This is a genomic window from Enterobacter sp. GER_MD16_1505_Eko_090, from assembly GCF_003331015.1.
Lineage (GTDB): Bacteria > Pseudomonadota > Gammaproteobacteria > Enterobacterales > Enterobacteriaceae > Enterobacter > Enterobacter roggenkampii.
In genome coordinates, this window is record NZ_PUQF01000012.1 from 45932 (window position 1) to 70811 (window position 24880).

The window sequence follows — 24880 nt, forward strand, 5'->3', positions numbered from 1 at the left end:
ACGAATCATGAGCATTATTATTTACACTCGTAACGATTGTGTTCAGTGCCACGCGACCAAACGGGCGATGGAAAGCCGCGGCGTGGCGTTTGAGATGGTGAATATTGACCAGCAGCCCGAGGCCGCCGATACCCTTCGCGCGCAGGGTTTCCGTCAGCTTCCGGTGGTGGTGGCCGGGGAGACCAGCTGGTCTGGCTTCCGCCCGGACATGATCAACCGCATCGCCGCGCAGGCCGCACGGGCATGAGTGGGCTAGTCTTCTTCTCCAGCAGCTCGGAAAACACGCTCCGTTTTATGGCGCGCGTCGGGCTGCCTGCGGTGCGCATTCCCCTTAACGAGCGGGAGCGCATCCGGGTAGAAGAACCGTACATTCTGGTGGTGCCCAGCTACGGCGGCGGCGGTACGGCGGGCGCAGTGCCTCGCCAGGTGATCCGCTTTCTGAACGATCCGCATAACCGCGGGCTAATCCGAGGCGTGATCGCGGCGGGCAATCGCAATTTCGGCGATGCCTTTGGCCGCGCCGGAGATGTCATCTCTCAAAAATGCGGCGTGCCGTATCTCTATCGCTTTGAGCTGATGGGGACGCAGCAGGACGTCGAAAACGTGCGTAAAGGAGTGAACGAATTTTGGCAACGACAACCGCAGAACGGGTAATACAGGCGACGCCGGATTACCACGCATTAAACGCGATGCTTAACCTCTATGACCGGGAGGGACGCATTCAGTTTGATAAAGACCGTGAGGCGGTGGACGCCTTTTTTGCAGCCCACGTGCGGCCCAACAGCGTGACCTTCGCGAGCCAGGATGAACGTCTCGACCACCTGGTTAACGAAGGTTACTACGACGCACGCGTCCTCACCCGCTACGCACGCGCCTTCGTCGTGAAGCTGTTTGAACGCGCCCACGCCAGCGGCTTTCGTTTCCAGACGTTCCTTGGCGCGTGGAAGTTCTACACCAGCTACACCCTGAAGACCTTCGACGGTAAGCGCTACTTAGAAAGCTTTGAAGATCGCGTGGTGATGGTCGCGCTGACCCTGGCGCAGGGCGATGAAGCGCTGGCGCAACAGCTCACCGACGAGATCCTCTCCGGCCGCTTCCAGCCCGCCACGCCAACGTTCCTTAACTGCGGAAAAGCCCAGCGCGGCGAGCTGGTCTCCTGCTTCCTGCTGCGCATTGAAGATAATATGGAGTCGATAGGCCGCGCGGTGAACTCGGCGCTGCAGCTCTCCAAACGCGGCGGCGGCGTGGCGTTTCTGCTCTCGAACCTGCGTGAAGCGGGCGCGCCGATTAAGCGCATCGAAAACCAGTCCTCCGGCGTGATCCCGGTCATGAAGATGCTGGAAGATGCCTTCTCCTACGCCAACCAGCTTGGCGCGCGTCAGGGCGCGGGCGCGGTTTATCTGCACGCGCACCACCCCGACATTCTGCGTTTCCTCGATACCAAGCGCGAAAACGCCGACGAAAAAATCCGCATCAAAACCCTGTCGCTGGGCGTGGTGATCCCGGATATCACCTTTAAGCTGGCTAAAGAGAATGCCGACATGGCGCTCTTCTCGCCGTATGACGTTGAGCGGATTTACGGCAAAGCCTTTGGCGACGTGGCGATAAGCGAGCTGTACGACGAGCTGCTGGCCGACGATCGCATCCGCAAAAAAACCATCAACGCCCGCGATTTCTTCCAGACGCTTGCCGAAATTCAGTTTGAGTCCGGCTATCCGTACATCATGTACGAGGACACGGTGAACCGCGCAAACCCGATTGCCGGGCGCATCAACATGAGCAACCTGTGCTCGGAGATTTTACAGGTCAACAGTGCCTCCCGCTATGACGAGAATCTGGACTACGCGGAGATCGGCAAAGACATCTCCTGCAACCTCGGGTCGCTGAATATCGCCCACACCATGGATTCCCCCGACTTTGGCCGCACGGTGGAGACCGCCATTCGCGGGCTGACGGCGGTGTCGGACATGAGCCACATCCGCAGCGTGCCGTCCATCGAGGCGGGCAACGCCGCGTCGCACGCCATTGGCCTTGGGCAGATGAACCTGCACGGCTACCTGGCGCGGGAAGGCATCGCCTACGGCAGCCCGGAAGGGCTGGACTTCACCAACCTCTATTTTTACACCGTCACCTGGCACGCGCTGCATACCTCGATGATGCTGGCGCGCGAGCGCAACCAGCGTTTCGCGGGCTTTGAACAGTCGCGCTACGCCAGCGGAGAGTATTTCAGCCCGTATCTTGAAGGCGACTGGCAGCCGAAAACGGCGCGAGTAAGGGAGCTGTTTGCCCGCGCCGGGATCGTTCTGCCCACGCGCGAGATGTGGCAGCAGTTGCGTGATGACGTGATGCGCTACGGCATCTACAACCAGAACCTGCAGGCGGTGCCGCCAACCGGTTCGATCTCCTACATCAATCACGCCACGTCGAGCATTCACCCGATCGTGTCGAAGATTGAAATTCGCAAAGAAGGCAAAACCGGACGCGTTTACTACCCTGCGCCGTTTATGACCAACGAGAACCTGGCGCTGTATCAGGACGCATACGAGATTGGCCCGGAAAAAATCATCGATACCTACGCCGAGGCGACGAAACACGTGGATCAGGGGCTGTCGCTGACGCTGTTCTTCCCGGATACCGCCACCACGCGGGACATCAACAAAGCGCAGATCTACGCCTGGAAGAAAGGTATCAAGACGCTCTACTACATTCGCCTGCGCCAGCTTGCGCTGGAAGGCACCGAAATCGAAGGCTGCGTGTCCTGCGCGCTGTAAGGAGAAAGGATGAAACTGTCACGCGTGAGCGCCGTTAACTGGAACAAGATCCAGGACGAGAAAGATCTGGAAGTGTGGAACCGCCTGACCAGCAACTTCTGGCTGCCGGAAAAGGTCCCGCTCTCCAACGATATTCCGGCCTGGCAAACCCTGAGCCACGCCGAGCAGCAGCTAACGATCCGCGTCTTTACCGGCCTGACGCTGCTGGACACCATTCAGAATACCGTTGGCGCACCGGCTCTGATGGGTGACGCGCTGACGCCGCACGAAGAGGCGGTGATGTCGAACATCAGCTTTATGGAGGCGGTGCACGCCCGCTCCTACAGCTCGATTTTCTCCACGCTGTGCCAGACCAAAGACGTGGACGCGGCCTACGCCTGGAGCGAAGCGAGCGAGTCGTTACAAAGAAAGGCGGAGCTGGTACTGACGTATTATCGGGCCGACGAGCCGCTGAAGAAGAAGATCGCCAGCGTGTTTCTGGAATCATTCCTGTTCTATTCTGGCTTCTGGCTGCCCATGTACTGGTCGAGCCGGGGCAAGCTGACCAACACCGCCGATTTGATCCGGCTTATCATTCGGGATGAAGCGGTACACGGGTATTACATTGGCTATAAATATCAGAAAGGGCTGGAAAAGGTCAGCGACGCGGAGCGCGAGGAGCTCAAAGGGTTTGCGCTCGATTTGCTGATGGATCTGTACGACAACGAGCTGAGCTATACCGAGGAACTGTACGCCGGCACCAGCTGGGAGGAGGACGTGAAAGCCTTCCTCTGCTACAACGCCAACAAGGCGCTGATGAATCTCGGCTACGACGCGCTGTTCCCGCCAGAGATGGCGGAGGTTAACCCGGCGATTCTCTCCGCGCTGTCGCCCAACGCCGACGAAAACCACGATTTCTTCTCCGGATCGGGTTCGTCGTACGTGATGGGCAAAGCGGTGGAAACCGAGGATGAGGACTGGGATTTTTAATGAACGTTAACGTTCGTTAATTTAATATAAACCCAACAATTTCCTCTCCAATATTTACAAAGCAACTACACTGTCATTTCCGCGCCCTATTCGCCTGAATCACCCGATTCAGGCGAAATTCCCCGATGCCGCAGCAAAAAATTGAGAAAAATTCAAATCCCGCTCAGCCCTTTACTCATGGGAAATTCAGCCGTTTCGCCTCCCTGAAAATTTACGTCATAAGCAAACCCAGGGTTGTCTCAGATTCTCAGTATGTTAGGGTTATGCCCGTTAACAATTTACCATGGTAATCATATCGACATAAACAAATAACAGGACACTCTCTATTGCATGGCAATTAAATTAGAAGTGAAAAATCTTTATAAAGTATTTGGCGAGCATCCTCAGCGCGCATTCAAATATATTGAGAAAGGCCTTTCGAAAGAGCAAATTCTGGAAAAAACCGGGCTATCGCTTGGCGTTAAAGACGCCAGTCTGGCCATTGAAGAAGGCGAGATTTTTGTCATCATGGGATTATCCGGTTCGGGTAAATCCACTATGGTTCGCCTTCTCAATCGCCTGATTGAACCCACCCGCGGACAGGTGCTGATTGACGGCGTGGATATCGCCAGAATATCAGACGCCGAGCTTCGCGAGGTGCGCAGAAAGAAGATTGCGATGGTATTCCAGTCATTCGCACTGATGCCACATATGACGGTGCTGGATAATACCGCTTTCGGCATGGAATTAGCCGGCACACCCGCGCAGGAACGTCAGGAAAAAGCCCTTGACGCCCTGCGTCAGGTTGGGCTGGAAAATTATGCGCATGCGTACCCGGATGAACTTTCCGGCGGCATGCGTCAGCGCGTGGGATTAGCCCGCGCATTAGCCATTAATCCAGACATTTTATTAATGGACGAAGCCTTCTCTGCCCTCGATCCGTTAATTCGCACCGAGATGCAGGATGAGCTGGTAAAATTACAGGCGAAACATCAGCGGACCATTGTCTTTATTTCCCACGATTTGGATGAAGCCATGCGTATTGGCGACCGTATTGCCATTATGCAAAATGGTGAAGTGGTGCAGGTCGGCACGCCGGATGAAATTCTCAATAATCCGGCAAATGATTATGTGCGCACCTTCTTCCGCGGCGTGGATATTAGCCAGGTCTTTAGCGCCAAAGATATTGCCCGTCGAACGCCAAACGGCATTATCCGTAAAACGCCTGGCTTCGGCCCGCGCTCCGCGCTGAAGCTCCTGCAGGACGAAGACCGTGAATACGGTTATCTGGTTGAACGCGGCAATAAATTTGTTGGCGTTGTCTCCATCGATTCTCTGAAAACCGCGCTCAGCGAAAACCAGGGCATCGATGCGGCGTTAATTGACGCTCCGCTTGCCGTGGACGCCGAAACGCCGCTCAGCGAGTTGCTCTCTCACGTGGGGCAGGCGCCTTGCGCCGTACCGGTCGTGGGTGAGGAACAACAGTACGTCGGCATCATCTCCAAACGGATGCTGCTGCAGGCTTTAGATCGCGAGGGGGCAAATAATGGCTGATCAAACTAACCCGTGGGGCACCACTGAAGCGGCGGACAGCGCTGCGCAATCCGCCGACGCGTGGGGTTCCACGCCAGCACCCGCCGACGGTGGCGGTGCGGCGGACTGGCTGAACAGCGCCCCCGCGCCTGCGCCAGAGCACTTCAATATTATGGATCCGTTCCACAAGACGCTGATCCCGCTGGACAGCTGGGTCACGGAGGGGATCGACTGGGTGGTCACGCACTTCCGCCCGGTTTTCCAGGGGATCCGCATCCCGGTGGATTACATCCTGAACGGCTTCCAGCAGCTGATGCTGGGCATGCCGGCCCCGGTGGCGATTATCCTGTTCTCCCTGATCGCCTGGCAGTTTGGCAGCGCCGGGATGGGTGTCGCCACGCTGATTTCGCTGATTGCCATCGGCGCGATTGGGGCCTGGTCGCAGGCGATGATCACCCTGGCGCTGGTGCTGACCGCCCTGCTCTTCTGCATCGTCATCGGCCTGCCGATGGGGATCTGGCTGGCGCGCAGCCCGCGGGCCGCGAAGATTATTCGACCGCTGTTGGATGCGATGCAGACCACTCCGGCGTTCGTCTATCTGGTGCCGATTGTGATGCTGTTCGGCATCGGCAACGTGCCGGGCGTGGTGGTCACCATTATCTTTGCCCTGCCGCCGATTATTCGTCTGACCATTCTCGGGATCAATCAGGTGCCTGCGGACCTGATCGAAGCGTCACGCTCGTTCGGCGCCAGCCCGCGCCAGATGCTGTTTAAGGTTCAGCTCCCGCTGGCGATGCCGACCATCATGGCGGGCGTGAACCAGACGCTGATGCTGGCCCTTTCGATGGTGGTGATTGCCTCGATGATCGCCGTTGGCGGTCTCGGTCAGATGGTGCTGCGCGGCATTGGCCGTCTCGACATGGGGCTGGCTACCGTCGGCGGCGTCGGGATTGTGATCCTCGCCATTATTCTTGACCGCCTGACCCAGGCCGTCGGTCGCGATTCACGCAGTCGCGGCAACCGTCGCTGGTATTCCACCGGCCCCGTCGGGTTACTCACCCGCCCCTTTAGAAAATAAGGAACAACGATGCGACATAACGTACTTTTTGCCACAGCGTTTGCCACCCTTGTCTCCACCAGCACGTTCGCGGCTGACCTGCCGGGCAAAGGCATTACCGTGCAGCCGGTGCAGAGCACTATTTCGGAAGAGAGCTTCCAGACCCTGCTGGTCAGCCGCGCGCTGGAAAAACTGGGCTATACGGTTAACACGCCGAGCGAAGTGGATTACAACGTGGGCTACACCTCGATTGCCTCCGGAGACGCCACCTTTACCGCCGTAAACTGGCAGCCGCTGCATGACGATATGTATGCCGCCGCCGGTGGCGATAAGAAATTCTACCGTGAAGGCACCTTTGTCACCGGCGCGGCGCAGGGGTACCTGATCGACAAGAAAACCGCCGACCAGTACCACATCACCAACATCGAACAGCTGAAGGATCCGAAGATCGCCAAACTGTTTGACACCAACGGTGACGGCAAGGCCGACATGATGGGCTGCTCGCCGGGCTGGGGCTGCGAAGCGGTGATTAACCACCAGAACAAGGCGTTCGATCTGGCGAAAACGGTCGACGTGAGCCACGGCAACTATTCAGCGATGATGGCCGACACCATTGCCCGCTTCAAAGAGGGTAAACCGGTGATCTACTACACCTGGACGCCGTACTGGGTGAGCGACGTGCTGAAGCCGGGTAAAGACGTGGTGTGGCTGCAGGTGCCGTTCTCCTCCCTGCCGGGCGAGCAGAAAGATATCGACACCAAACTGCCGAACGGCATGAACTACGGCTTCCCGGTGAACACCATGCATATCGTGGCGAACAAAGCCTGGGCGGAGAAAAACCCGGCCGCGGCGAAGCTGTTCTCGGTGATGAAGCTGCCGCTGGCGGACATCAACGCCCAGAACGCGATGATGCACGCGGGCAAATCGTCTGAGGCGGATGTTAAAGGCCACGTCGACGGCTGGATCAAGGCCCACCAGCAGCAGTTTGACGGCTGGGTGAAAGCGGCGCTGGCGGCGCAGAAGTAAAACCTTTTCCCTCACCCTAACCCTCTCCCCGGATCGTACACTGGGAGAGGGCCGGGGTGAGGGGATCAGACCGCACCCAACCTAAACCGCACAATCCAGCACGTAACAATCCCCCCACATTCACAATCATTGGCTATTATGGTTTCCGGAAAAATAATCACTTCACTAACGATTCCTGAAACTAATGACAAAAACCACTCAAGGGCTTAGCCCCGCACTCATCCTTTTAATGTCCGTGGCAACGGGTCTGGCCGTCGCCAGCAACTATTACGCGCAGCCTCTTCTCGACACCATCGCCCGCGCGTTCAATCTCTCCGCCAGCTCCGCAGGCTTTATCGTTACCGCCGCCCAGCTCGGCTATGCCGCCGGGCTGCTGTTCCTGGTGCCGCTCGGCGATATGTTTGAACGCCGGATGCTGATCGTCTCCATGACGCTTCTGGCCGCCGGCGGGATGCTGATCACCGCCAGCAGCCAGTCGCTGACGATGATGATTATCGGTACCGCGCTGACGGGGCTGTTCTCCGTGGTGGCGCAAATCCTGGTGCCGCTCGCCGCGACCCTCGCCTCACCGGAAAAACGTGGCAAGGTGGTGGGCACCATCATGAGCGGCCTGCTGCTGGGGATTTTGCTGGCGCGTACCGTCGCCGGGCTGCTGGCAAGCCTCGGCGGCTGGCGCACCGTATACTGGGTGGCGAGCGTATTGATGGTCGTCATGGCGCTGGCGCTGTGGCGCGGGCTGCCAAAAGTGAAGCAGGAAAATCACCTGAATTACCCGCAGCTGCTGGCCTCCGTTTTCAGCCTGTTCACCCAGGATAAACTTCTGCGCACCCGCGCCCTGCTGGGCTGCTTCACCTTCGCCAACTTCAGTATTCTCTGGACGTCGATGGCGTTTCTGCTGGCCGCGCCGCCGTTTAATTATTCCGAAGGGGTGATTGGCCTGTTCGGCTTGGCCGGTGCCGCAGGCGCACTGGGCGCGCGTCCCGCAGGCGGGCTGGCCGACAAGGGCAAATCCCATCTGACCACCTCCGCGGGACTGGTGTTACTTCTGCTCTCCTGGGCGGCAATCTGGTATGGGCACGTCTCGGTGCTGGCGCTGATCGTCGGTATCCTGGTACTCGATCTCACCGTGCAGGGCGTTCACATTACCAATCAGACCGTCATCTATCGCGTGAAGCCGGAGGCGCGTAACCGCCTGACGGCCGGGTACATGACCAGCTACTTTATTGGCGGCGCGGCGGGCTCGCTCATTTCCGCCTCGGCGTGGCAGCATGCTGGCTGGTCAGGGGTATGTGCAATTGGCGCCATCGTCGCCACGATTAACCTGCTTGTATGGTGGCGCGGGTACCATCGCCAGGATGCAATTCACTAAGTTTTACATTGCTTTGGGCCTCTTAGGGTGTAAAGGGGCCCCTCACTCTGTTAATGTAAACGTAATCATTTATCCCAGAAATTTTAATGTGGGTGACATATTTACAATCGGCATGAATAGTTCAGACCCCCGTCCTCACATCCTCTCTTCAGCGGGTTCATCCCCTACGCTTTCTGTGCTCACCGGGTCACGGACTTACCCGGCGCTTTCTGATGGTGACATTAATTTGGCGGATATAACCGCACAAATAATTCATTTACATTATTTGTCACTATCGTTACTATATCGGCTGTAATTAATGAGGTTATGCCCAAATGGATAGTTCGTTTACGCCCATTGAACAAATGCTTAAATTCCGCGCCAGTCGCCATGAGGACTTCCCGTATCAGGAAATCCTGCTGACTCGCCTGTGCATGCACATGCAGGGTAAGCTACTGGAAAACCGCAATAAAATGCTGAAAGCTCAAGGGATTAACGAGACATTGTTTATGGCGTTGATCACGCTGGAGTCTCAGGAAAACCACAGCATTCAGCCTTCTGAGCTGAGCTGCGCGCTGGGCTCCTCCCGCACCAACGCCACCCGAATTGCCGATGAGCTGGAAAAGCGCGGCTGGATTGAGCGCCGTGAAAGCGATAACGATCGCCGCTGCCTGCATCTGCAACTGACCGATAAAGGTCACGAATTCCTGCGCGAGGTGCTGCCACCTCAGCACAATTGCCTGCACAAACTCTGGTCCGCTCTCAGCACCGCCGAGCGCGACCAGCTTGAGCACATCACTCGCAAGCTGCTCACCCGTCTTGACCAGATGGATGAAGAAGGCGCCGTTCTTGAGGCGCTGCGCTAACGCGACGACACGCTCAACAATCCAGATTTATAAGAAAACCGACAGGCCAGCACGTCACACTGCTGGCCTTTCTGACAACAGGTCGGCTCAGCCGATGTGAAAATAAGAAGATCGTGGAGAACAACAATGAGCGCAAATGCGGAGAGCACTACCCCGCAGCAACCGGCCAACAAGAAAGGCAAACGTAAGAGCGCCCTTCTTCTGTTGACCTTGCTCTTTATCATTATTGCCGTGGCATATGGGATCTATTGGTTTTTAGTACTGCGTCATGCTGAAGAGACTGACGACGCGTACGTGGCAGGGAACCAGGTACAAATTATGGCGCAGGTGTCGGGCAGCGTGACGAAAGTCTGGGCTGACAATACCGACTTTGTGCAAAAAGGCGATGTGCTGGTGACGCTCGATCCAACCGACGCCCAGCAGGCGTTTGAAAAAGCACAGACCGCGCTGGCCTCCAGCGTCCGTCAGACCCGCCAGCTGATGATCAACAGCAAACAGCTGCAGGCCAACATCGACGTGCAGAAGACCGCACTCGCGCAGGCGCAGAGCGATCTGAACCGTCGCGTGCCGCTCGGCACCGCCAATCTGATTGGCCGTGAAGAGCTGCAGCACGCCCGCGACGCCGTCGCCAGCGCTCAGGCACAGCTGGACGTGGCCATTCAGCAGTACAACGCCAACCAGGCGATGGTGCTGGGCACCAGCCTGGAAAACCAGCCTGCCGTTCAGCAGGCAGCGACTGAAGTCCGCAACGCGTGGCTTGCCCTGCAGCGTACTAAAATCGTCAGCCCAATGACCGGCTATGTCTCCCGTCGTTCCGTCCAGCCAGGGGCGCAGATCAGCCCAACCACGCCGCTGATGGCGGTTGTGCCGGCGGACAACCTGTGGGTCGACGCCAACTTTAAAGAGACGCAGCTTGCGCATATGCGTATCGGCCAGACCGCAACGGTTGTCAGCGACATCTACGGCGATGACGTGAAGTACACCGGCAAAGTGGTGGGTCTGGATATGGGGACCGGCAGCGCCTTCTCCCTGCTGCCTGCGCAGAACGCCACCGGTAACTGGATCAAAGTCGTACAGCGTCTGCCCGTGCGTATCGAACTGGATGCCAAACAGCTGGCGGATCACCCGCTGCGTATCGGCCTCTCCACGCTGGTGACGGTTGACACCGCCAACCGCGACGGTCAGATCCTGGCAAGCCAGGTGCGTAGCAGCCCGGTTTATGAAAGTAACGCCCGTGAAATTAGCCTCGATCCGGTCAACAAGCTGATCGATGACATCGTGAAGGCAAACGCCGGTTAATCCGAAGGTGAGCGTTATGCAACAGCAAAAGCCGCAAAAACCGCTGGAAGGCGCGCAGCTGGTCATTATGACCATCGCGCTGTCGCTGGCGACATTCATGCAGGTGCTGGACTCCACCATCGCAAACGTGGCGATCCCGACCATCGCCGGTAACCTTGGCTCGTCGCTGAGCCAGGGGACCTGGGTCATTACCTCGTTTGGGGTGGCAAACGCCATCTCCATTCCGATCACCGGCTGGCTGGCAAAGCGCGTCGGTGAGGTGAAGCTGTTCCTCTGGTCCACGGTGGCGTTTGTTCTGGCCTCGTGGGCGTGCGGCATGTCCAGCAGCCTGACGATGCTGATTTTCTTCCGCGTCATTCAGGGGATTGTCGCGGGGCCGCTGATCCCGCTCTCCCAGAGTTTGCTGCTGAGCAACTACCCTCCCGCAAAACGTTCCGTCGCGCTGGCGCTCTGGTCGATGACCGTTATCGTCGCGCCTATCTGCGGACCGATTCTGGGCGGGTACATCAGCGATAACTACCACTGGGGTTGGATCTTCTTCATCAACGTACCGATTGGCGCCGTCGTGGTATTGATGACGCTGCAGTCGCTGCGGGGACGAGAGACGCGCACCGAACAGCGCCGTATCGACAGCATCGGGCTAGCGCTGCTGATCCTGGGTATCGGCAGTCTGCAGATCATGCTCGACCGCGGTAAAGAGCTCGACTGGTTCAACTCGCAGGAGATCATCATCCTGACCATTGTCGCGGTGGTGTCGATCAGCTTCCTGATCGTCTGGGAGCTGACGGACGACAACCCGATCGTCGATCTCTCGCTCTTTAAGTCGCGAAACTTCACCATCGGCTGCCTGTGTATCAGCCTCGCCTATATGCTCTACTTCGGCGCGATTGTTCTGCTGCCGCAGCTGTTGCAGGAGGTGTATGGCTATACCGCCACCTGGGCGGGTCTGGCGTCGGCACCTGTCGGGGTGATCCCGGTCCTGCTGTCGCCGATTATTGGCCGCTTCGCCCATAAGCTCGACATGCGTCGGCTGGTGACGTTCAGCTTCATCATGTACGCGGTGTGCTTCTACTGGCGTGCGTATACCTTTGAGCCGGGAATGGACTTTGGCGCCTCGGCGTGGCCGCAGTTCATTCAGGGCTTTGCGGTGGCGTGCTTCTTTATGCCGCTGACCACCATCACGCTCTCTGGCCTGCCGCCCGAGCGTCTGGCGGCCGCGTCGAGCCTGTCGAACTTCACCCGTACGCTGGCGGGCTCTATCGGGACGTCGATCACCACTACCCTGTGGACAAACCGCGAATCAATGCACCACGCGCAACTGACCGAAGCGGTGAACCCGTTCAACCCTAACGCACAGCAGATGTACAGTCAGCTGCAGGGAATGGGGATGACGGAGCAGCAGGCGTCCGGCTGGATCGCCCAGCAGATCACCAACCAGGGGCTGATTATCTCGGCCAACGAGATTTTCTGGATATCGGCAGGGATCTTTATCGTCCTGCTGGGGCTGGTGTGGTTTGCCAGACCGCCGTTTGGTGCCGGTGGCGGCGGTGGCGGCGCGCACTAGTCTTGTGCGCAGGTTGCTAGTTCTGTGCGACGGTTGCCCGGTGGCGCTACGCTTACCGGGCCTACGAACGTAGGCCGGATAAGGCGGAGCCGCCATCCGGCAAAAAACCGCACCGTGTCCAGAACGCGACAGCCATTGTCAGTGCCGATAAAGCAGCGCGCCTGAAATCGATTCACGATAGTGAAAAGACAACAGGAGCGCATCATGCTGAACACACCCGCCGACAAGTACCAACCCTTTCCCCCCCTTTCCCTGCCCGACCGTCGCTGGCCGGAACAACGCATCACCCGCGCGCCGCGCTGGCTCTCGACCGACCTGCGCGACGGCAACCAGGCTCTGGCCGAACCGATGGACAGCACGCGCAAGCTGCAGTTCTGGGACCTGCTGTTAAGCTGCGGGTTTAAAGAGATTGAAGTTGCCTTTCCTTCCGCCTCGCAGACGGATTTCAACTTTGTTCGCCAGCTGATTGAAGAGAACCGCATCCCGGATGACGTGACGATTCAGGTGCTCACTCAGGCACGGGAAGATCTCATCCATCGCACTTTTGAATCCCTGCGCGGCGCGAAGCAGGCGACCGTGCATCTGTATAACGCCACCGCTCCGCTGTTCCGCCGCCTGGTATTCGGCATGGATAAAGCACAAATCGTTGAGCTGGCCACCCGCGCCACGCGGCTTATCCGCCAGCTTTGTGAAGAGAACCCTGAAACCCGCTGGCAGTACGAATACTCTCCGGAAACCTTCTGCTTTACCGAGCCGGAATTTGCGCTGGAGATTTGTGAAGCCGTAGCGGAGATCTGGCAGCCTTGCGACGAACGCCCGATGGTGATCAACTTACCCGCCACCGTCGAAGTGAGCACGCCGAACGTCTATGCCGACCAGATCGAGTACTTCTGTCGCCACTTCAGCCGCCGCCGCGATGTCTGCATCAGCGTGCATCCGCATAACGACCGCGGTACCGGCGTCGCCTGCGCGGAGCTGGCCGTAATGGCGGGGGCTGACCGCGTGGAGGGCTGTCTGTTCGGTAACGGCGAGCGCACGGGCAACGTCTGCCTGGTGACGCTGGCGATGAACCTCTACAGCCAGGGTATCAGCCCGACTCTGGACTTTAGCGATATGAACCGGGTGGTGGACGTGGTGGAAACCTGCAATCAGCTGCCGGTGCACCCGCGCCATCCGTGGGCAGGACGGCTGGCCTATACCGCCTTCTCCGGCTCGCACCAGGACGCAATCAAAAAAGGCTTTGATGCCCGCAGGCCTGGCGATCGCTGGGAGATGCCTTACCTGCCCGTCGATCCCCAGGATATCGGCTGCACCTACGAAGCGGTGATCCGCGTGAACAGCCAGTCAGGGAAAAGCGGCAGCGCGTGGCTGATCGAACAGAATCATGGTCTGAAACTGCCCCGCGCCCTGCAGCAGGATTTCAGCCAGCACGTGCAGCAGGAAACCGACCGTCACGGAAAAGAGATGACGCAAAATGCGCTGTGGCAGCTGTTTCGCACCCGCTACGGCCTGGTGGCCACGCCGCACTATGCGCTGCAATCCTACCGCAGCGACAGCCAGCAGGACGGCCAGCTGCGTTTGACGGCCAGCGTCGTCACGCAGGGAGGAACGCGCCAGCTGGAAGGTCACGGCAACGGTCTGCTCTCCGCCGCCGCTCACGGCCTGAGCCGCTGGGTCAACGCCCCGTTCGTGATTAAGGATTATCACGAGCATACGTTAGGCGAACGCAGCGACAGCCGCTCGGTGGCCTACATCCGCTGCCTGTTCCAGGACGGCAGCAGCCGCTGGGGCGTGGGCATTGATAGCGACGTGGCGCGCGCGTCGCTTCAGGCGCTCTTTAACGCCGTCAGTCGTTCTTAAAGTAATCGCTGGGGGAGACGCCCATCACCCGACGGAACATGGCCGTAAAAGCGCTGTGGCTGCCGTACCCCAGATCCAGCGCCACGCGCAATACCGGCTGGCCCTGCGCCAGCCGCACTAAGGCTTCCAGCAGACGCGCCCTTCTCAACCACTCGCCGTAGCTTAAACCCGTCTGCTGATGAAAATGGCGGTTCAGGGTGCGCTCGCTCATGTTCATCAGGCTCGCAGCCTGCGCGCTGCTCCAGCTTTCCCCCGGGTTTTGCCGGATTTGCAGGCACAGGCGACGTAACGCCTCGCTTTCCGGCTCCGGCAGGTGAAACGGCAGCACCGGCATAGTGCGGATTTCATCGAGAATCAGCTCATAGACGCGTTCATCCCGGCTTCCGGGTGAGTACGATTCAGGCAACGCAAGGGAGACGAGGATCAGCTCGCGCAGCAGCGGCGCGATCTGCACGATCTGGCAGGTGGCGGGAAGATCGGCCCGCGCCAGCGGATCGATAAACAGCGTTTGCGCCGCCACGTTGCCGGTAATGCGCAGGGAATGCTGCGTGCCCGCAGGCAGCCAGACGCCGCGACCGGGAGGCACAACCCAACAGCCTGATGCGGTATCCACCCTTACCACGCCGCTCAGGGTGTGCAGCAGCTGCGCGCAGTCGTGCTTGTGCCAGGGTTCGCTGTCACCATGAACGTAATCATGGGCAAACGGAACGAGGGGACGGTGGGTAAAGGAGAAGGTTAAGGTTGTGGTCAAAGGAGGCACCAGCACAATGTAGGCCCGGTCAGCGAAGCGCCACCGGGCATCCACAGGCACAATACTAGATGTGCAGTTCCTGCAGTTTTTCTTTCGGCAGGGCCAGCTCTTCGTTGCTGTTCACGCGAACGTCGCGTTCGATGATGTGGCGCGCGATCTCCTGCGCTTCTTCCAGAGAGTGCATCTGGTAGGTGCCGCACTGGTAAACGTTCAGCTCAGGGATCTGGTTCTGCTCTTTCACCTTCAGCACGTCTTCCATGGCCGCTTTCCAGGCATCTGCCACACGTTTCTCTTCAGGCTGACCAATCAGGCTCATGTAGAAACCGGTACGGCAGCCCATCGGAGAGATATCGATGATCTCAACGCCGTTGCCGTTCAGGTGGTCACGCATGAAGCCAGCGAACAGGTGTTCCAGCGTATGAATGCCTTTCTCCGGCATCACTTCTTTGTTTGGCACGCAGAAGCGCAGATCGAAGACGGTGATCGTGTCGCCGTGCGGGGTGTGCATGGTCTTCGCCACGCGGACTGCAGGTGCTTCCATACGGGTATGGTCGACAGTAAAGCTATCTAATAACGGCATACGTCACCTCCGATAGTGATTTTTTTTAAAATAAACTGAACTCTTCTACAGAATGCGCGTCTGAGTATATGAAAGACGCGCATTTGTTATCATCATCCCTGAATTCAGAGATGTATATTTTGGCCACAGCGATGTGGCCTTTTTCTTTTCTGCTTAAGCCTGCTTCGCCAGAAACGCCTCAAACGACTCGGTATCCGCCGCTTCAACCTCTTTCTGACGCACAACGGACGCTTCGCGTTCCGCGACAAAATCTGCTTCGCTCAGGATTTCTAACGGCTCCTGGATCAGCATTTCACGGTACTCCGCCGAGAGTGAGCGCCCCGTACCACCAATGCCCTGATCAATCATAGAACGCAGAATGCGCGCTGAGAACGTCAGTTCCGGGTTATCAAAGCACGCCACCAGCTGGTCGCAAATCTGTTGATACGCGTCGCCGCCGTCGATGCTGTCCATCGTCCGGGCAACACGCTTCAGGTCACGGAACAGATCTTTGCCGACTTTCGTCAGCGGGAACTGTGCCGTTTCGCAGCCGATACCCAGCGTCAGGCCCGGTTTACGCCCTTCCAGAATCACGCGGTTCCAGTTTGTACGGGTGCAGAGCAATTCGTCTGAACTCATTTCCGGCGCATCCGCCAGCACGCACCAGACCATAAACAGATCCAGGAAGCGAATCTGCTGTTCATCAACGCCAATCGGTGAGAACGGGTTGATATCCAGCGAGCGCACTTCAATGTATTCGATCCCGCCGCGCTGCAGCGCATCCGACGGGGTTTCGCCGCTGCGGGTTACGCGCTTAGGACGAATTGGCGCATACAGCTCGTTTTCAATCTGCAGGACATTGCTGTTGATCTGCAGACGCTTACCGTCTTTTTCGAGGCCGATTTTTTCGTACTCTTCCGACGGGGTTTTGATCGCCCGCTTCAATCCTGCCACATATTCGTGCAATTCGTTAAACGTAATACCGAGATTGCTTTGCGATTTATTGGTATAGCCGAGATCGCTCAGACGCAGAGAGGTGGCGTACGGGAGATAGTACATTCCGCAGTCGGTCTTCTCGAACGGCAGCGTCGTCGGTTTCCCCTGCAGGAACGAAGAACAGATCGCCGGGGAGGCACCAAACAGATACGGGATCACCCAGCCGAAACGGTAGTAGTTGCGTATCAGGCGGAAGTAGCCTGCTGAGATGGCGTCTTTATCCGTTTCACCGCATTTCGCCTGCCAGAACGCCATTGGCAGCGAGAAGTTGTAGTGCACGCCAGAGATGGTCTGCATCAACGCGCCGTAGCGGTTCTTCAGCCCCTCACGGTAGAGCGTTTTCAGCCTGCCGATATTTGACGTGCCGTACTGTGCCAGCTCAATCTCCTGCCCCTGCTCGATATAGCACGGCATGCTGAGGGGCCACATACGCTCATCGCCGAGATTGCGCGCGGTGTAGCGATGGATATCGCGCATAATCGTCAGCATATGATCAATATCACCTTCTACTGGGGTGATGAACTCCAGCAGCGCTTCAGCGAAATCGGTTGTGATCCATTTATGTGTCAGCGCCGAGCCTAACGCCTTCGGGTGACCCGTCGTCGCTAAACTGCCGTCCGCGTTAACGCGCAGCGTTTCACGCTCAAGACCACGCTGAATACCCTTCAATGCCTGAGGGTGGTTTTCCAGCCAGGCCAGCGCCTGAGATACGTCCGGGATCAAATTGACCTCCCGCCTGTCAAAGTAATGTTACTCAGCATAATTGTAATGGTTGACGATTGAAGGTCGCGTATTCATTCCACCAATTAGTGCCACCACGTCATACCCTGTAGTGTTGCCCACGCCACGAGAACATAGCGCAACGCCTTGCCAAGGCACAAAAAAAAGAGCACCGGTCCCCAGGAGATGCGCATCCATCCCGCCAGCAGACACAGTAAATCGCCTATTACAGGCATCCAGCTTAATAACAGCGTGGCAGCGCCATAGCGTTTTAGCCAGCCGACTGCCTTTTCCTGCCAGCGCGATTTTTCACGCAGCGGAAAGAAACGCCCAAGAATAACGTTAGTCAGCCCTCCAAGGCTATTACCCATTGTTGCTATTACTACAAGCAGCCAGGGCTGACTCACGCCGGACAACAGCATCGCCACCAGCACCACTTCCGAATTGCCCGGTAACAGCGTGGCGCTGAGAAAACTGCTGGCGAATAATGAGGCAAGTGACAGCGCGTCACTCACAGTAAGCGTACATCCACCGCATCCATTCCGGCATCACGCGCGGCCTGGATCCCAAAATCGGCATCTTCAAACACGACGCACTTTGCCGCCGGGACGCCCATTAATTCTGCGCAAAGCAGGAAGGTGTCCGGTGCGGGCTTGTGACGTTTAACATGATCGGCGGCGACCACGGCAGAAAAATAGTGGCGCAGGCCAAGATGATTGAGCAAGGCTTCTGCAATCGCGCTTTCGCTGCCCGTCCCCACCGACATCGGGCGACGCCCGTACCACTCTTTTACCACATCAATCAGTGGTAACGGACGTACCGTATCTAAAAGCATGGCTTTTACCGCATCGGTTTTTTCGCGCGCGAGCAGGTGCGGGTCGAGATCGGCCTGATTCAGTTCAATCACGGCCTGCGCAATACGCCAGGTGGGGGAGCCGTTGAGGGCGATCATCGCCTGAAGGTCGAAACGCATGCCGTAGCGGCCCAGGACGTCGGTCCAGGCTTGACGATGCGTGGGTTCGGTGTCCAGTAGGGTACCATCCATATCGAAGATCAAACCGTCATACTGTGCGTACATCGTGCTCTCGCTAACCGATTAACAAAGCATTACTTTATCGTAAATGGTGGTTTTTGTCGCTGATTGCAAAATGATAACAACGAGAGTGATTAAGAACTAAACATCGAAGGGAAAGGCAGAAGAGATGGTGCATCCGGGAGGATTCGAACCTCCGACCGCTCGGTTCGTAGCCGAGTACTCTATCCAGCTGAGCTACGGATGCATCGGGATTTACTACTGTACTGCTCGATATTCATATCACTTCTAAAGCAATATGAAGTAATAGATGGTGCATCCGGGAGGATTCGAACCTCCGACCGCTCGGTTCGTAGCCGAGTACTCTATCCAGCTGAGCTACGGATGCATCGGGATTTACTACTGTACTGCTCGATATTCATATCACTTCTAAAGCAATATGAAGTAATAGATGGTGCATCCGGGAGGATTCGAACCTCCGACCGCTCGGTTCGTAGCCGAGTACTCTATCCAGCTGAGCTACGGATGCATCGGGATTTACTACTGTACTGCTCGATATTCATATCACTTCTAAAGCAATATGAAGTAATAGATGGTGCATCCGGGAGGATTCGAACCTCCGACCGCTCGGTTCGTAGCCGAGTACTCTATCCAGCTGAGCTACGGATGCAAAATGGCGGTGAGGCGGGGATTCGAACCCCGGATGCAGCTTTTGACCGCATACTCCCTTAGCAGGGGAGCGCCTTCAGCCTCTCGGCCACCTCACCACACAACGCCTCTTTCGAGTGCTTCGAGTAACTCGTTAAGAGCTTCTCGTCGCTGCGTGGCGCATATATTACTTTCTGGGACTTATAAGTCAAACAATTTTCCAAAAGCTTTTATCGTTTGCACAAATCACACGCAATTCGCATGTAAAAGCCGCAAAGAGGGTGTTTTATAAGCGGATTTTGCAGGCATCTTCGCAGAAAACTGATGCGGAAAGAACAGTGTTGGGACGAGATAAGGGTAGCGGAGTGGTCAAAAAGAGAGCGATTGAAATTAAACGGTAACTTTGCGCAGGAAAAATAGCGGGAGGGTTGCGTCTCGCCCGACAGCGAGACGCGACAATATCAGTAACTGGACTGCTGGGATTTTTCAGCCTGGATACGCTGGTAGATCTCTTCACGGTGGACAGATACTTCTTTAGGAGCGTTAACACCAATACGTACCTGGTTACCCTTTACCCCTAAAACTGTCACGGTGACCTCATCCCCAATCATGAGGGTCTCACCAACTCGACGAGTCAGAATCAGCATTCTTTGCTCCTTGAAAGATTAAAAGAGTCGGGTCTCTTGTATCCCGGCATTATCCATCATATAACGCCAAAAAGTAAGCGATGACAAACACGTAAAGTGTAAGCAGTCACGGCATCACATTCTGTTAAACGTAAGTTTAGCCGATATACACAAACTCAACCTGACTTTATCGTTATCGATAGCACAGTGAACAAGACGCCATAACGTTACCGCTATGGCGTCAGCTTGTGCTTTGTAGTTATTACAGTTTCGCGCTTACCCAGCTTTCAACGCTGGCTAATGCCGCAGGAAGTGCCGCCGCATCCGTACCACCGGCTTGCGCCATGTCCGGACGACCGCCACCCTTGCCGCCCACCTGCTGAGCGACCATGCCAATCAGTTCCCCTGCTTTTACGCGGTCAGTCACATCCTTAGAGACGCCCGCAATCAGAGAAACCTTACCTTCTGCCACTGTCGCCAGCACGATAACGGTAGAACCAAGCTGGTTCTTGAGATCGTCGACCATAGTACGCAGCATCTTAGGCTCAACGCCCGCCAGATCGCTGACCAGCAGTTTGACGCCCTTAATGTCTACAGCCTTGCTGGAGAGGTTTGCACTCTCCTGCGCCGCAGCCTGCTCTTTCAGCTGCTGCAGCTCTTTTTCCAGCTGACGCGTGCGTTCCAGCGCAACGCGCACTTTCTCGCCCAGGTTCTGGCTATCGCCTTTCAGAAGCTGCGCGATGTCGTGCAGCTGATCGCTCTGCGCATGCAGGCTGGCAATCGCGCCTTCACCGGTCACCGCTTCAATACGACGCACGCCTGCCGCCGTTCCCGACTCGGAAACGATGCGGAACAGGCCGATGTCACCGGTGCGCGAGGCGTGTGTACCGCCGCACAGCTCGGTAGAGAAGTCGCCCATGCTCAGCACGCGAACACGTTCGTCGTATTTCTCGCCAAACAGCGCCATCGCACCTTTTTTCTTCGCGTCCTCGAGATCCATGATGTGGGTCTCGATTGGCAGGTTACGACGGATCTGCGCGTTCACCAGATCTTCCACCGCGCGGATTTCAGACGGCTTCATCGCTTCAAAATGCGAGAAGTCGAAGCGCAGCACTTTGTCGTTAACCAGAGAACCTTTCTGTGCAACGTGGTTACCGAGCACGTCGCGCAGGGCAGCGTGCATCAGGTGGGTTGCAGAGTGGTTCAGACGAATGCGCGCGCGGCGAGCTTCATCAACGTTAGCCTGGACGCCCTCGCCCACTTTCAGAGAACCGGAAACCAGTTTGCCCTGGTGGCCAATTGCCTGACCGTATTTCTGGGTGTCGGTCACGCTGAAGCTAAAGCCATTGCCTTTCAGCTCGCCTTTATCGCCAACCTGGCCGCCGGATTCGGCGTAGAACGGCGTTTTGTCCAGAATGACTACGGCTTCCTGACCTGCGCTGATGCTGTCCACGGCTTTGCCGTCAACAAACAGGGCGGTCACTTTGCCGGTCAGTTCCAGCGCCTCATAGCCTTTGAATTCAGACGCGCTATCAACGCGGATCATCGCGTTATAGTCTGCACCGAAACCGCTGGACTCGCGCGCACGACGGCGCTGCTCTTCCATCGCGGCTTCGAAGCCCGCTTCGTCAACTTTAATGTTACGCTCGCGGCAAACGTCCGCCGTCAGGTCAACCGGGAAGCCGTAGGTGTCGTACAGGCGGAAAGCGGTTTCGCCGTCCAGGGTGTCGCCCTTAAGCTTCGCCAGCTCTTCGTCCAGCAGCGCCAGACCGCGCTCCAGCGTACGGGCAAACTGCTCTTCTTCGGTTTTCAGAACCTGCTCAACCTGCGCCTGCTGGCGTTTCAGCTCGTCACCCGCTGACCCCATCACGCCAATCAGTGGCCCAACGAGTTTATAGAAGAAGGTGTCCTTCGCGCCCAGCATGTTGCCGTGACGAATAGCACGACGAATGATACGACGCAGCACATAGCCACGGTTTTCATTCGACGGGATAACGCCGTCGGCAATCAGGAACGCGCAGGAACGAATGTGGTCTGCGATAACGCGCAGCGATTTATTATTCAGGTCGGTCGCGCCGGTGACTTCGGCAACGGCTTTGATCAGAGTGCTGAACAGGTCAATCTCATAGTTGGAGTTAACGTGCTGCAGTACCGCGGCAATACGCTCCAGACCCATACCGGTATCAACGGAAGGCTTCGGCAGCGGCTCCATGGTACCGTCGGCCTGACGGTTGAACTGCATGAAGACGATATTCCAGATCTCAATGTAGCGATCGCCGTCTTCTTCCGGGCTGCCTGGAGGGCCACCCCAGATGTGGTCGCCGTGATCGTAGAAGATCTCGGTGCACGGACCGCAAGGACCGGTGTCACCCATCTGCCAGAAGTTGTCAGACGCGTATGGCGCGCCTTTGTTATCACCGATGCGAATAATACGCTCGCGCGGGATACCGACCTCTTTTTCCCAGATTTCGTAGGCTTCGTCATCGGTTTCATAGACGGTAACCCACAGACGCTCTTTCGGCAGGTTGAACCAGTTTTCACCGGTCAGCAGTTCCCACGCGTATTGAATGGCATCGTGTTTGAAGTAGTCGCCGAAGCTGAAGTTACCCAGCATTTCGAAGAAGGTGTGGTGACGCGCGGTGTAACCGACGTTTTCCAGGTCGTTGTGTTTACCGCCCGCACGCACGCAACGCTGTGAGGTTGTGGCGCGGGAATAATTACGCTTGTCGAGACCAAGGAACACATCCTTGAACTGGTTCATCCCGGCGTTGGTAAACAGCAGAGTCGGATCGTTGTTCGGTACCAGGGAGCTGCTGGCAACAACCTGGTGTCCCTTACTATGGAAAAAATCGAGAAACGCCTGACGGATCTCAGCGGTGCTCTTGCTCATAATTATCCTGAAATCAAGCTAACGAAATGTCGTAGCCAGCCTGTATCGGTAAACCGTTGGACAGACCAGCTACTGGAAAAAGTGGGAATAAGATAAGTTTTCTTTAGTGGGAAGTAAAATCCCGCATGCGTTCAATCGGCAAAATTACGCCAGATATCCTGAATATCTTCCATCAGAAAGCCGCGGTAGAGCAAAAAGCGCTGGATTTTGACTTTTTCTGAAAAATCACGCGGCAGCGGTTCGCCGTACTTACGAATCGCCTGCTCTTTTGCCAGCTCGCACCAGTCCGTATCGCATTCGCGCATCGCTTTTTCGATGGACTCCCGGGCCACCCCTTTCTGGTTCAGCTCCTGCCGGATGCGCGCAGGGCCGTAGCCCTTGCGGCCGCGGCTGGCGAGAAAGCGGGAAGCAAAGCGATCGTCGTCCAGGTAATGATGCTCATAGCACCAGGCCACCACGCGGTCGTAGTCTTCCGCCGTGGCATCAATCTCTTCCGGCCCGTTTTTACTCATCACCGGAGCCGACAGCTTCCGCCGCAGCTCCTGCTCACTGTGTTCACGCACGGCGAGGATGCGCACCGCACGATCCAGCAAGCGCGCGTAGGCGGGTCGGCGTGATGTCGGTTCACTCATAAAAAACCTGTAGAATCAGAAATGCAAAAAGGGCCGCATCAGCAGCCCTTCATCTTTACACGAGAGACTTAAAAGTCTTCGTTGGTTTCTTCAGCATCCGCAGCATCGACTACGAAATCAGGTTTGGAGTCCTGGTTGTTCAGCAGAAGCTCGCGCACCTTCTTCTCAATCTCTTTCGCCGCAGCCGGGTTCTCTTTCAGCCAGGAGATAGCATTCGCTTTACCCTGACCAATCTTGTCACCGTTGTAGCTGTACCAGGCGCCCGCTTTTTCAATCAGCTTCTCTTTCACGCCCAGGTCAACCAGTTCACCGTAGAAGTTGATCCCTTCACCGTAGAGGATCTGGAACTCAGCCTGTTTGAACGGTGCAGCGATTTTGTTCTTCACCACCTTCACGCGGGTTTCGCTACCGACGACGTTTTCACCCTCTTTCACCGCACCGATACGGCGGATATCCAGACGGACAGACGCGTAGAATTTCAGGGCGTTACCACCGGTTGTGGTTTCCGGGTTACCGAACATCACACCAATTTTCATACGGATCTGGTTGATGAAGATCAGCAGCGTGTTGGACTGCTTCAGGTTACCGGCCAGCTTACGCATCGCCTGGCTCATCATACGTGCCGCGAGGCCCATGTGAGAGTCGCCGATTTCACCTTCGATTTCCGCTTTTGGCGTCAGTGCGGCAACGGAGTCAACAACGATAACGTCAACCGCACCGGAGCGCGCCAGCGCGTCACAAATTTCCAGGGCCTGCTCACCGGTGTCCGGCTGAGAACACAGCAGGTTGTCGATGTCCACGCCCAGCTTACGCGCATAAACAGGATCCAGCGCGTGCTCGGCATCGATGAACGCACAGGTTTTACCTTCGCGCTGTGCCGCAGCAATCACCTGCAGCGTCAGGGTAGTTTTACCGGAGGATTCTGGCCCGTAGATCTCTACGATACGGCCCATTGGCAGGCCGCCCGCGCCCAGCGCGATATCCAGAGAAAGCGAACCGGTGGAGATCGTTTCCACATCCATGGTACGGTCTTCACCCAGGCGCATGATGGAGCCTTTACCGAATTGCTTTTCGATCTGGCCCAGTGCTGCCGCCAACGCTTTCTGTTTGTTTTCGTCGATAGCCATTATTACTCCTGTCATGCCGGGAGAAGCGACTGTGCTTCACCGTGGATTTCTGTTCTGTTGGTGCAATTATACTGTATGGTCATACAGTATCAAGTGTTTTGTAGAAATTGTTGCCAGAGCGTTTTTAACGCATATTCCGTTGCCTGACGGCGCACGCTTTCGCGATCGCCGCTGAAGCACTCCCGGCGGGTGATCCCTTCCCCTTTAGACGTGGCAAACCCAAACCAGACGGTGCCAACAGGCTTCACGTCGCTGCCGCCGTCCGGCCCCGCGATGCCGCTAATGGAAATCGCATAATCTGCCCGCGCCGCCTTGAGCGCGCCAATGGCCATTTCAATGACCACCGGTTCGCTGACCGCGCCATGCTGTTCCAGCGTAGCTTCACGCACGCCAATCATTTGTGCCTTAGCTTCGTTACTGTAGGTCACAAAACCGCGTTCAAACCAGGCGGAACTGCCGGCAATATCGGTAATCACTTTCGCCACCCAGCCGCCGGTGCAGGATTCCGCGGTGGTCATTGTCGCCCCACGCTGCTTAAGCGCCAGGCCAACGATCTCGCTAAGCTGCATCAATTCATGGTCAGTCATTCTCGCTCCAGGCATCAGAAAAACGTGCTGCACAAGATA

General features: G+C 56.9%; 22 protein-coding genes and 5 tRNA genes. 12 read left to right on the top strand and 15 right to left on the bottom strand.

Features of this window, described 5'->3' with window-relative positions:
• Window positions 1-7: 7 nt before the first annotated feature.
• The 12 genes from nrdH (at window position 8) to leuA (ending at window position 14272) form a co-directional block, all read left to right on the top strand.
• On the top strand, window positions 8-247 hold the full coding sequence (gene nrdH, locus C6A40_RS14705; protein WP_008502570.1) for a glutaredoxin-like protein NrdH: 240 nt from the start codon (window positions 8-10) through the stop codon (window positions 245-247).
• A complete protein-coding gene (nrdI, locus tag C6A40_RS14710) occupies window positions 244-654 on the top strand; it encodes a class Ib ribonucleoside-diphosphate reductase assembly flavoprotein NrdI (protein WP_044597751.1) in 411 nt (136 codons plus the stop codon). The genes nrdH and nrdI overlap by 4 nt, the downstream gene beginning before the upstream one ends.
• A complete protein-coding gene (gene nrdE / locus C6A40_RS14715) occupies window positions 627-2771 on the top strand; it encodes a class 1b ribonucleoside-diphosphate reductase subunit alpha (RefSeq protein WP_045336633.1) in 2145 nt (714 codons plus the stop codon). The genes nrdI and nrdE overlap by 28 nt, the downstream gene beginning before the upstream one ends.
• 9 nt (window positions 2772-2780) lie before the next feature.
• Window positions 2781-3740 (top strand): class 1b ribonucleoside-diphosphate reductase subunit beta, encoded by a 960-nt coding sequence (nrdF, locus tag C6A40_RS14720; protein ID WP_045336635.1) that lies wholly within the window; start codon window positions 2781-2783, stop codon window positions 3738-3740.
• Window positions 3741-4070: 330 nt separating this feature from the next.
• A complete protein-coding gene (gene proV, locus C6A40_RS14725) occupies window positions 4071-5273 on the top strand; it encodes a glycine betaine/L-proline ABC transporter ATP-binding protein ProV (protein WP_008502574.1) in 1203 nt (400 codons plus the stop codon).
• Window positions 5266-6330, top strand: a complete 1065-nt coding sequence (gene proW, locus C6A40_RS14730; RefSeq protein ID WP_023617661.1) for a glycine betaine/L-proline ABC transporter permease ProW — start codon at window positions 5266-5268, stop codon at window positions 6328-6330. Before proV ends, proW begins: the two co-directional genes overlap by 8 nt.
• Window positions 6331-6339: 9 nt before the next feature.
• Window positions 6340-7335, top strand: a complete 996-nt coding sequence (gene proX, locus C6A40_RS14735) for a glycine betaine/L-proline ABC transporter substrate-binding protein ProX (protein ID WP_045336637.1) — start codon at window positions 6340-6342, stop codon at window positions 7333-7335.
• A gap of 184 nt (window positions 7336-7519) precedes the next feature.
• A complete protein-coding gene (locus tag C6A40_RS14740; protein WP_023325947.1) occupies window positions 7520-8704 on the top strand; it encodes an MFS transporter in 1185 nt (394 codons plus the stop codon).
• A 314-nt stretch (window positions 8705-9018) separates the two neighbouring features.
• On the top strand, window positions 9019-9549 hold the full coding sequence (mprA, locus tag C6A40_RS14745) for a transcriptional repressor MprA (RefSeq protein ID WP_008502578.1): 531 nt from the start codon (window positions 9019-9021) through the stop codon (window positions 9547-9549).
• A gap of 126 nt (window positions 9550-9675) precedes the next feature.
• Window positions 9676-10848, top strand: coding sequence for a multidrug efflux MFS transporter periplasmic adaptor subunit EmrA (emrA, locus tag C6A40_RS14750; RefSeq protein WP_021241959.1), 1173 nt, complete (start codon window positions 9676-9678; stop codon window positions 10846-10848).
• A 16-nt stretch (window positions 10849-10864) separates the two neighbouring features.
• Window positions 10865-12412, top strand: a complete 1548-nt coding sequence (gene emrB, locus C6A40_RS14755; protein WP_008502580.1) for a multidrug efflux MFS transporter permease subunit EmrB — start codon at window positions 10865-10867, stop codon at window positions 12410-12412.
• Window positions 12413-12616: 204 nt separating this feature from the next.
• Window positions 12617-14272 carry a 2-isopropylmalate synthase gene (gene leuA / locus C6A40_RS14760; RefSeq protein WP_058657639.1) on the top strand — a complete coding sequence of 552 codons (1656 nt, stop codon included), beginning with the start codon at window positions 12617-12619 and terminating at the stop codon, window positions 14270-14272.
• On the opposite strand, the gene C6A40_RS14765 is transcribed toward leuA, so the two are convergent.
• From C6A40_RS14765 to pncC, 15 genes are all read right to left on the bottom strand, one after another.
• Entirely contained in the window at window positions 14259-15023 is a 765-nt protein-coding gene (locus C6A40_RS14765; protein ID WP_045336647.1) for an AraC family transcriptional regulator, read from the bottom strand. The genes leuA and C6A40_RS14765 overlap by 14 nt on opposite strands.
• 64 nt (window positions 15024-15087) lie before the next feature.
• Entirely contained in the window at window positions 15088-15603 is a 516-nt protein-coding gene (luxS, locus tag C6A40_RS14770; RefSeq protein ID WP_008499539.1) for an S-ribosylhomocysteine lyase, read from the bottom strand.
• 153 nt (window positions 15604-15756) lie between these two features.
• Entirely contained in the window at window positions 15757-17301 is a 1545-nt protein-coding gene (gshA, locus tag C6A40_RS14775; RefSeq protein WP_045336643.1) for a glutamate--cysteine ligase, read from the bottom strand.
• Window positions 17302-17384: 83 nt separating this feature from the next.
• Window positions 17385-17813, bottom strand: coding sequence for a YqaA family protein (locus C6A40_RS14780; RefSeq protein WP_021241956.1), 429 nt, complete (start codon window positions 17811-17813; stop codon window positions 17385-17387).
• The gene (yqaB, locus tag C6A40_RS14785) at window positions 17810-18376 is read right to left on the bottom strand and encodes a fructose-1-phosphate/6-phosphogluconate phosphatase (protein WP_045336645.1); all 567 of its coding nucleotides are present in this window, start codon (window positions 18374-18376) and stop codon (window positions 17810-17812) included. The genes C6A40_RS14780 and yqaB overlap by 4 nt, the downstream gene beginning before the upstream one ends.
• Window positions 18377-18501: 125 nt before the next feature.
• A tRNA-Arg gene (locus C6A40_RS14790) sits at window positions 18502-18578 on the bottom strand.
• A 64-nt stretch (window positions 18579-18642) separates the two neighbouring features.
• A tRNA-Arg gene (locus tag C6A40_RS14795) sits at window positions 18643-18719 on the bottom strand.
• Between the two features lie 64 nt (window positions 18720-18783).
• Window positions 18784-18860, bottom strand: a tRNA-Arg gene (locus C6A40_RS14800).
• Window positions 18861-18924: 64 nt separating this feature from the next.
• Window positions 18925-19001: transfer RNA gene (locus C6A40_RS14805), tRNA-Arg, on the bottom strand.
• A gap of 4 nt (window positions 19002-19005) precedes the next feature.
• Window positions 19006-19098, bottom strand: a tRNA-Ser gene (locus C6A40_RS14810).
• A 342-nt stretch (window positions 19099-19440) separates the two neighbouring features.
• Complete coding sequence (gene csrA, locus C6A40_RS14815) at window positions 19441-19626, bottom strand: carbon storage regulator CsrA (protein WP_000906486.1); 186 nt, start codon at window positions 19624-19626, stop codon at window positions 19441-19443.
• A 241-nt stretch (window positions 19627-19867) separates the two neighbouring features.
• Window positions 19868-22495: an alanine--tRNA ligase gene (gene alaS / locus C6A40_RS14820; RefSeq protein WP_045336567.1), complete on the bottom strand. Its 2628-nt coding sequence runs from the start codon at window positions 22493-22495 to the stop codon at window positions 19868-19870.
• Between the two features lie 131 nt (window positions 22496-22626).
• Window positions 22627-23127 carry a recombination regulator RecX gene (gene recX, locus C6A40_RS14825; protein ID WP_045336565.1) on the bottom strand — a complete coding sequence of 167 codons (501 nt, stop codon included), beginning with the start codon at window positions 23125-23127 and terminating at the stop codon, window positions 22627-22629.
• A gap of 68 nt (window positions 23128-23195) precedes the next feature.
• Window positions 23196-24254, bottom strand: coding sequence for a recombinase RecA (gene recA / locus C6A40_RS14830; RefSeq protein WP_008499546.1), 1059 nt, complete (start codon window positions 24252-24254; stop codon window positions 23196-23198).
• Window positions 24255-24343: 89 nt separating this feature from the next.
• Window positions 24344-24841: a nicotinamide-nucleotide amidase gene (gene pncC, locus C6A40_RS14835; protein ID WP_008499547.1), complete on the bottom strand. Its 498-nt coding sequence runs from the start codon at window positions 24839-24841 to the stop codon at window positions 24344-24346.
• Between the last annotated feature and the right edge of the window lie 39 nt (window positions 24842-24880).

Excerpts from the sequence above, each read along its gene's own strand:
- alaS (WP_045336567.1), bottom strand. The coding sequence starts at position 22,495 with ATGAGCAAGAGCACCGCTGAGATCCGTCAGGCGTTTCTCGATTTTTTC.
- nrdI (WP_044597751.1), top strand. The coding sequence starts at position 244 with ATGAGTGGGCTAGTCTTCTTCTCCAGCAGCTCGGAAAACACGCTCCGT.
- recA (WP_008499546.1), bottom strand. The coding sequence starts at position 24,254 with ATGGCTATCGACGAAAACAAACAGAAAGCGTTGGCGGCAGCACTGGGC.
- recX (WP_045336565.1), bottom strand. The coding sequence starts at position 23,127 with ATGAGTGAACCGACATCACGCCGACCCGCCTACGCGCGCTTGCTGGAT.
- csrA (WP_000906486.1), bottom strand. The coding sequence starts at position 19,626 with ATGCTGATTCTGACTCGTCGAGTTGGTGAGACCCTCATGATTGGGGAT.
- C6A40_RS14740 (WP_023325947.1), top strand. The coding sequence starts at position 7,520 with ATGACAAAAACCACTCAAGGGCTTAGCCCCGCACTCATCCTTTTAATG.
- leuA (WP_058657639.1), top strand. The coding sequence starts at position 12,617 with ATGCTGAACACACCCGCCGACAAGTACCAACCCTTTCCCCCCCTTTCC.
- nrdH (WP_008502570.1), top strand. The coding sequence starts at position 8 with ATGAGCATTATTATTTACACTCGTAACGATTGTGTTCAGTGCCACGCG.
- proV (WP_008502574.1), top strand. The coding sequence starts at position 4,071 with ATGGCAATTAAATTAGAAGTGAAAAATCTTTATAAAGTATTTGGCGAG.
- emrB (WP_008502580.1), top strand. The coding sequence starts at position 10,865 with ATGCAACAGCAAAAGCCGCAAAAACCGCTGGAAGGCGCGCAGCTGGTC.
- emrA (WP_021241959.1), top strand. The coding sequence starts at position 9,676 with ATGAGCGCAAATGCGGAGAGCACTACCCCGCAGCAACCGGCCAACAAG.
- luxS (WP_008499539.1), bottom strand. The coding sequence starts at position 15,603 with ATGCCGTTATTAGATAGCTTTACTGTCGACCATACCCGTATGGAAGCA.
- yqaB (WP_045336645.1), bottom strand. The coding sequence starts at position 18,376 with ATGTACGCACAGTATGACGGTTTGATCTTCGATATGGATGGTACCCTA.
- pncC (WP_008499547.1), bottom strand. The coding sequence starts at position 24,841 with ATGACTGACCATGAATTGATGCAGCTTAGCGAGATCGTTGGCCTGGCG.
- proX (WP_045336637.1), top strand. The coding sequence starts at position 6,340 with ATGCGACATAACGTACTTTTTGCCACAGCGTTTGCCACCCTTGTCTCC.
- mprA (WP_008502578.1), top strand. The coding sequence starts at position 9,019 with ATGGATAGTTCGTTTACGCCCATTGAACAAATGCTTAAATTCCGCGCC.
- proW (WP_023617661.1), top strand. The coding sequence starts at position 5,266 with ATGGCTGATCAAACTAACCCGTGGGGCACCACTGAAGCGGCGGACAGC.
- nrdF (WP_045336635.1), top strand. The coding sequence starts at position 2,781 with ATGAAACTGTCACGCGTGAGCGCCGTTAACTGGAACAAGATCCAGGAC.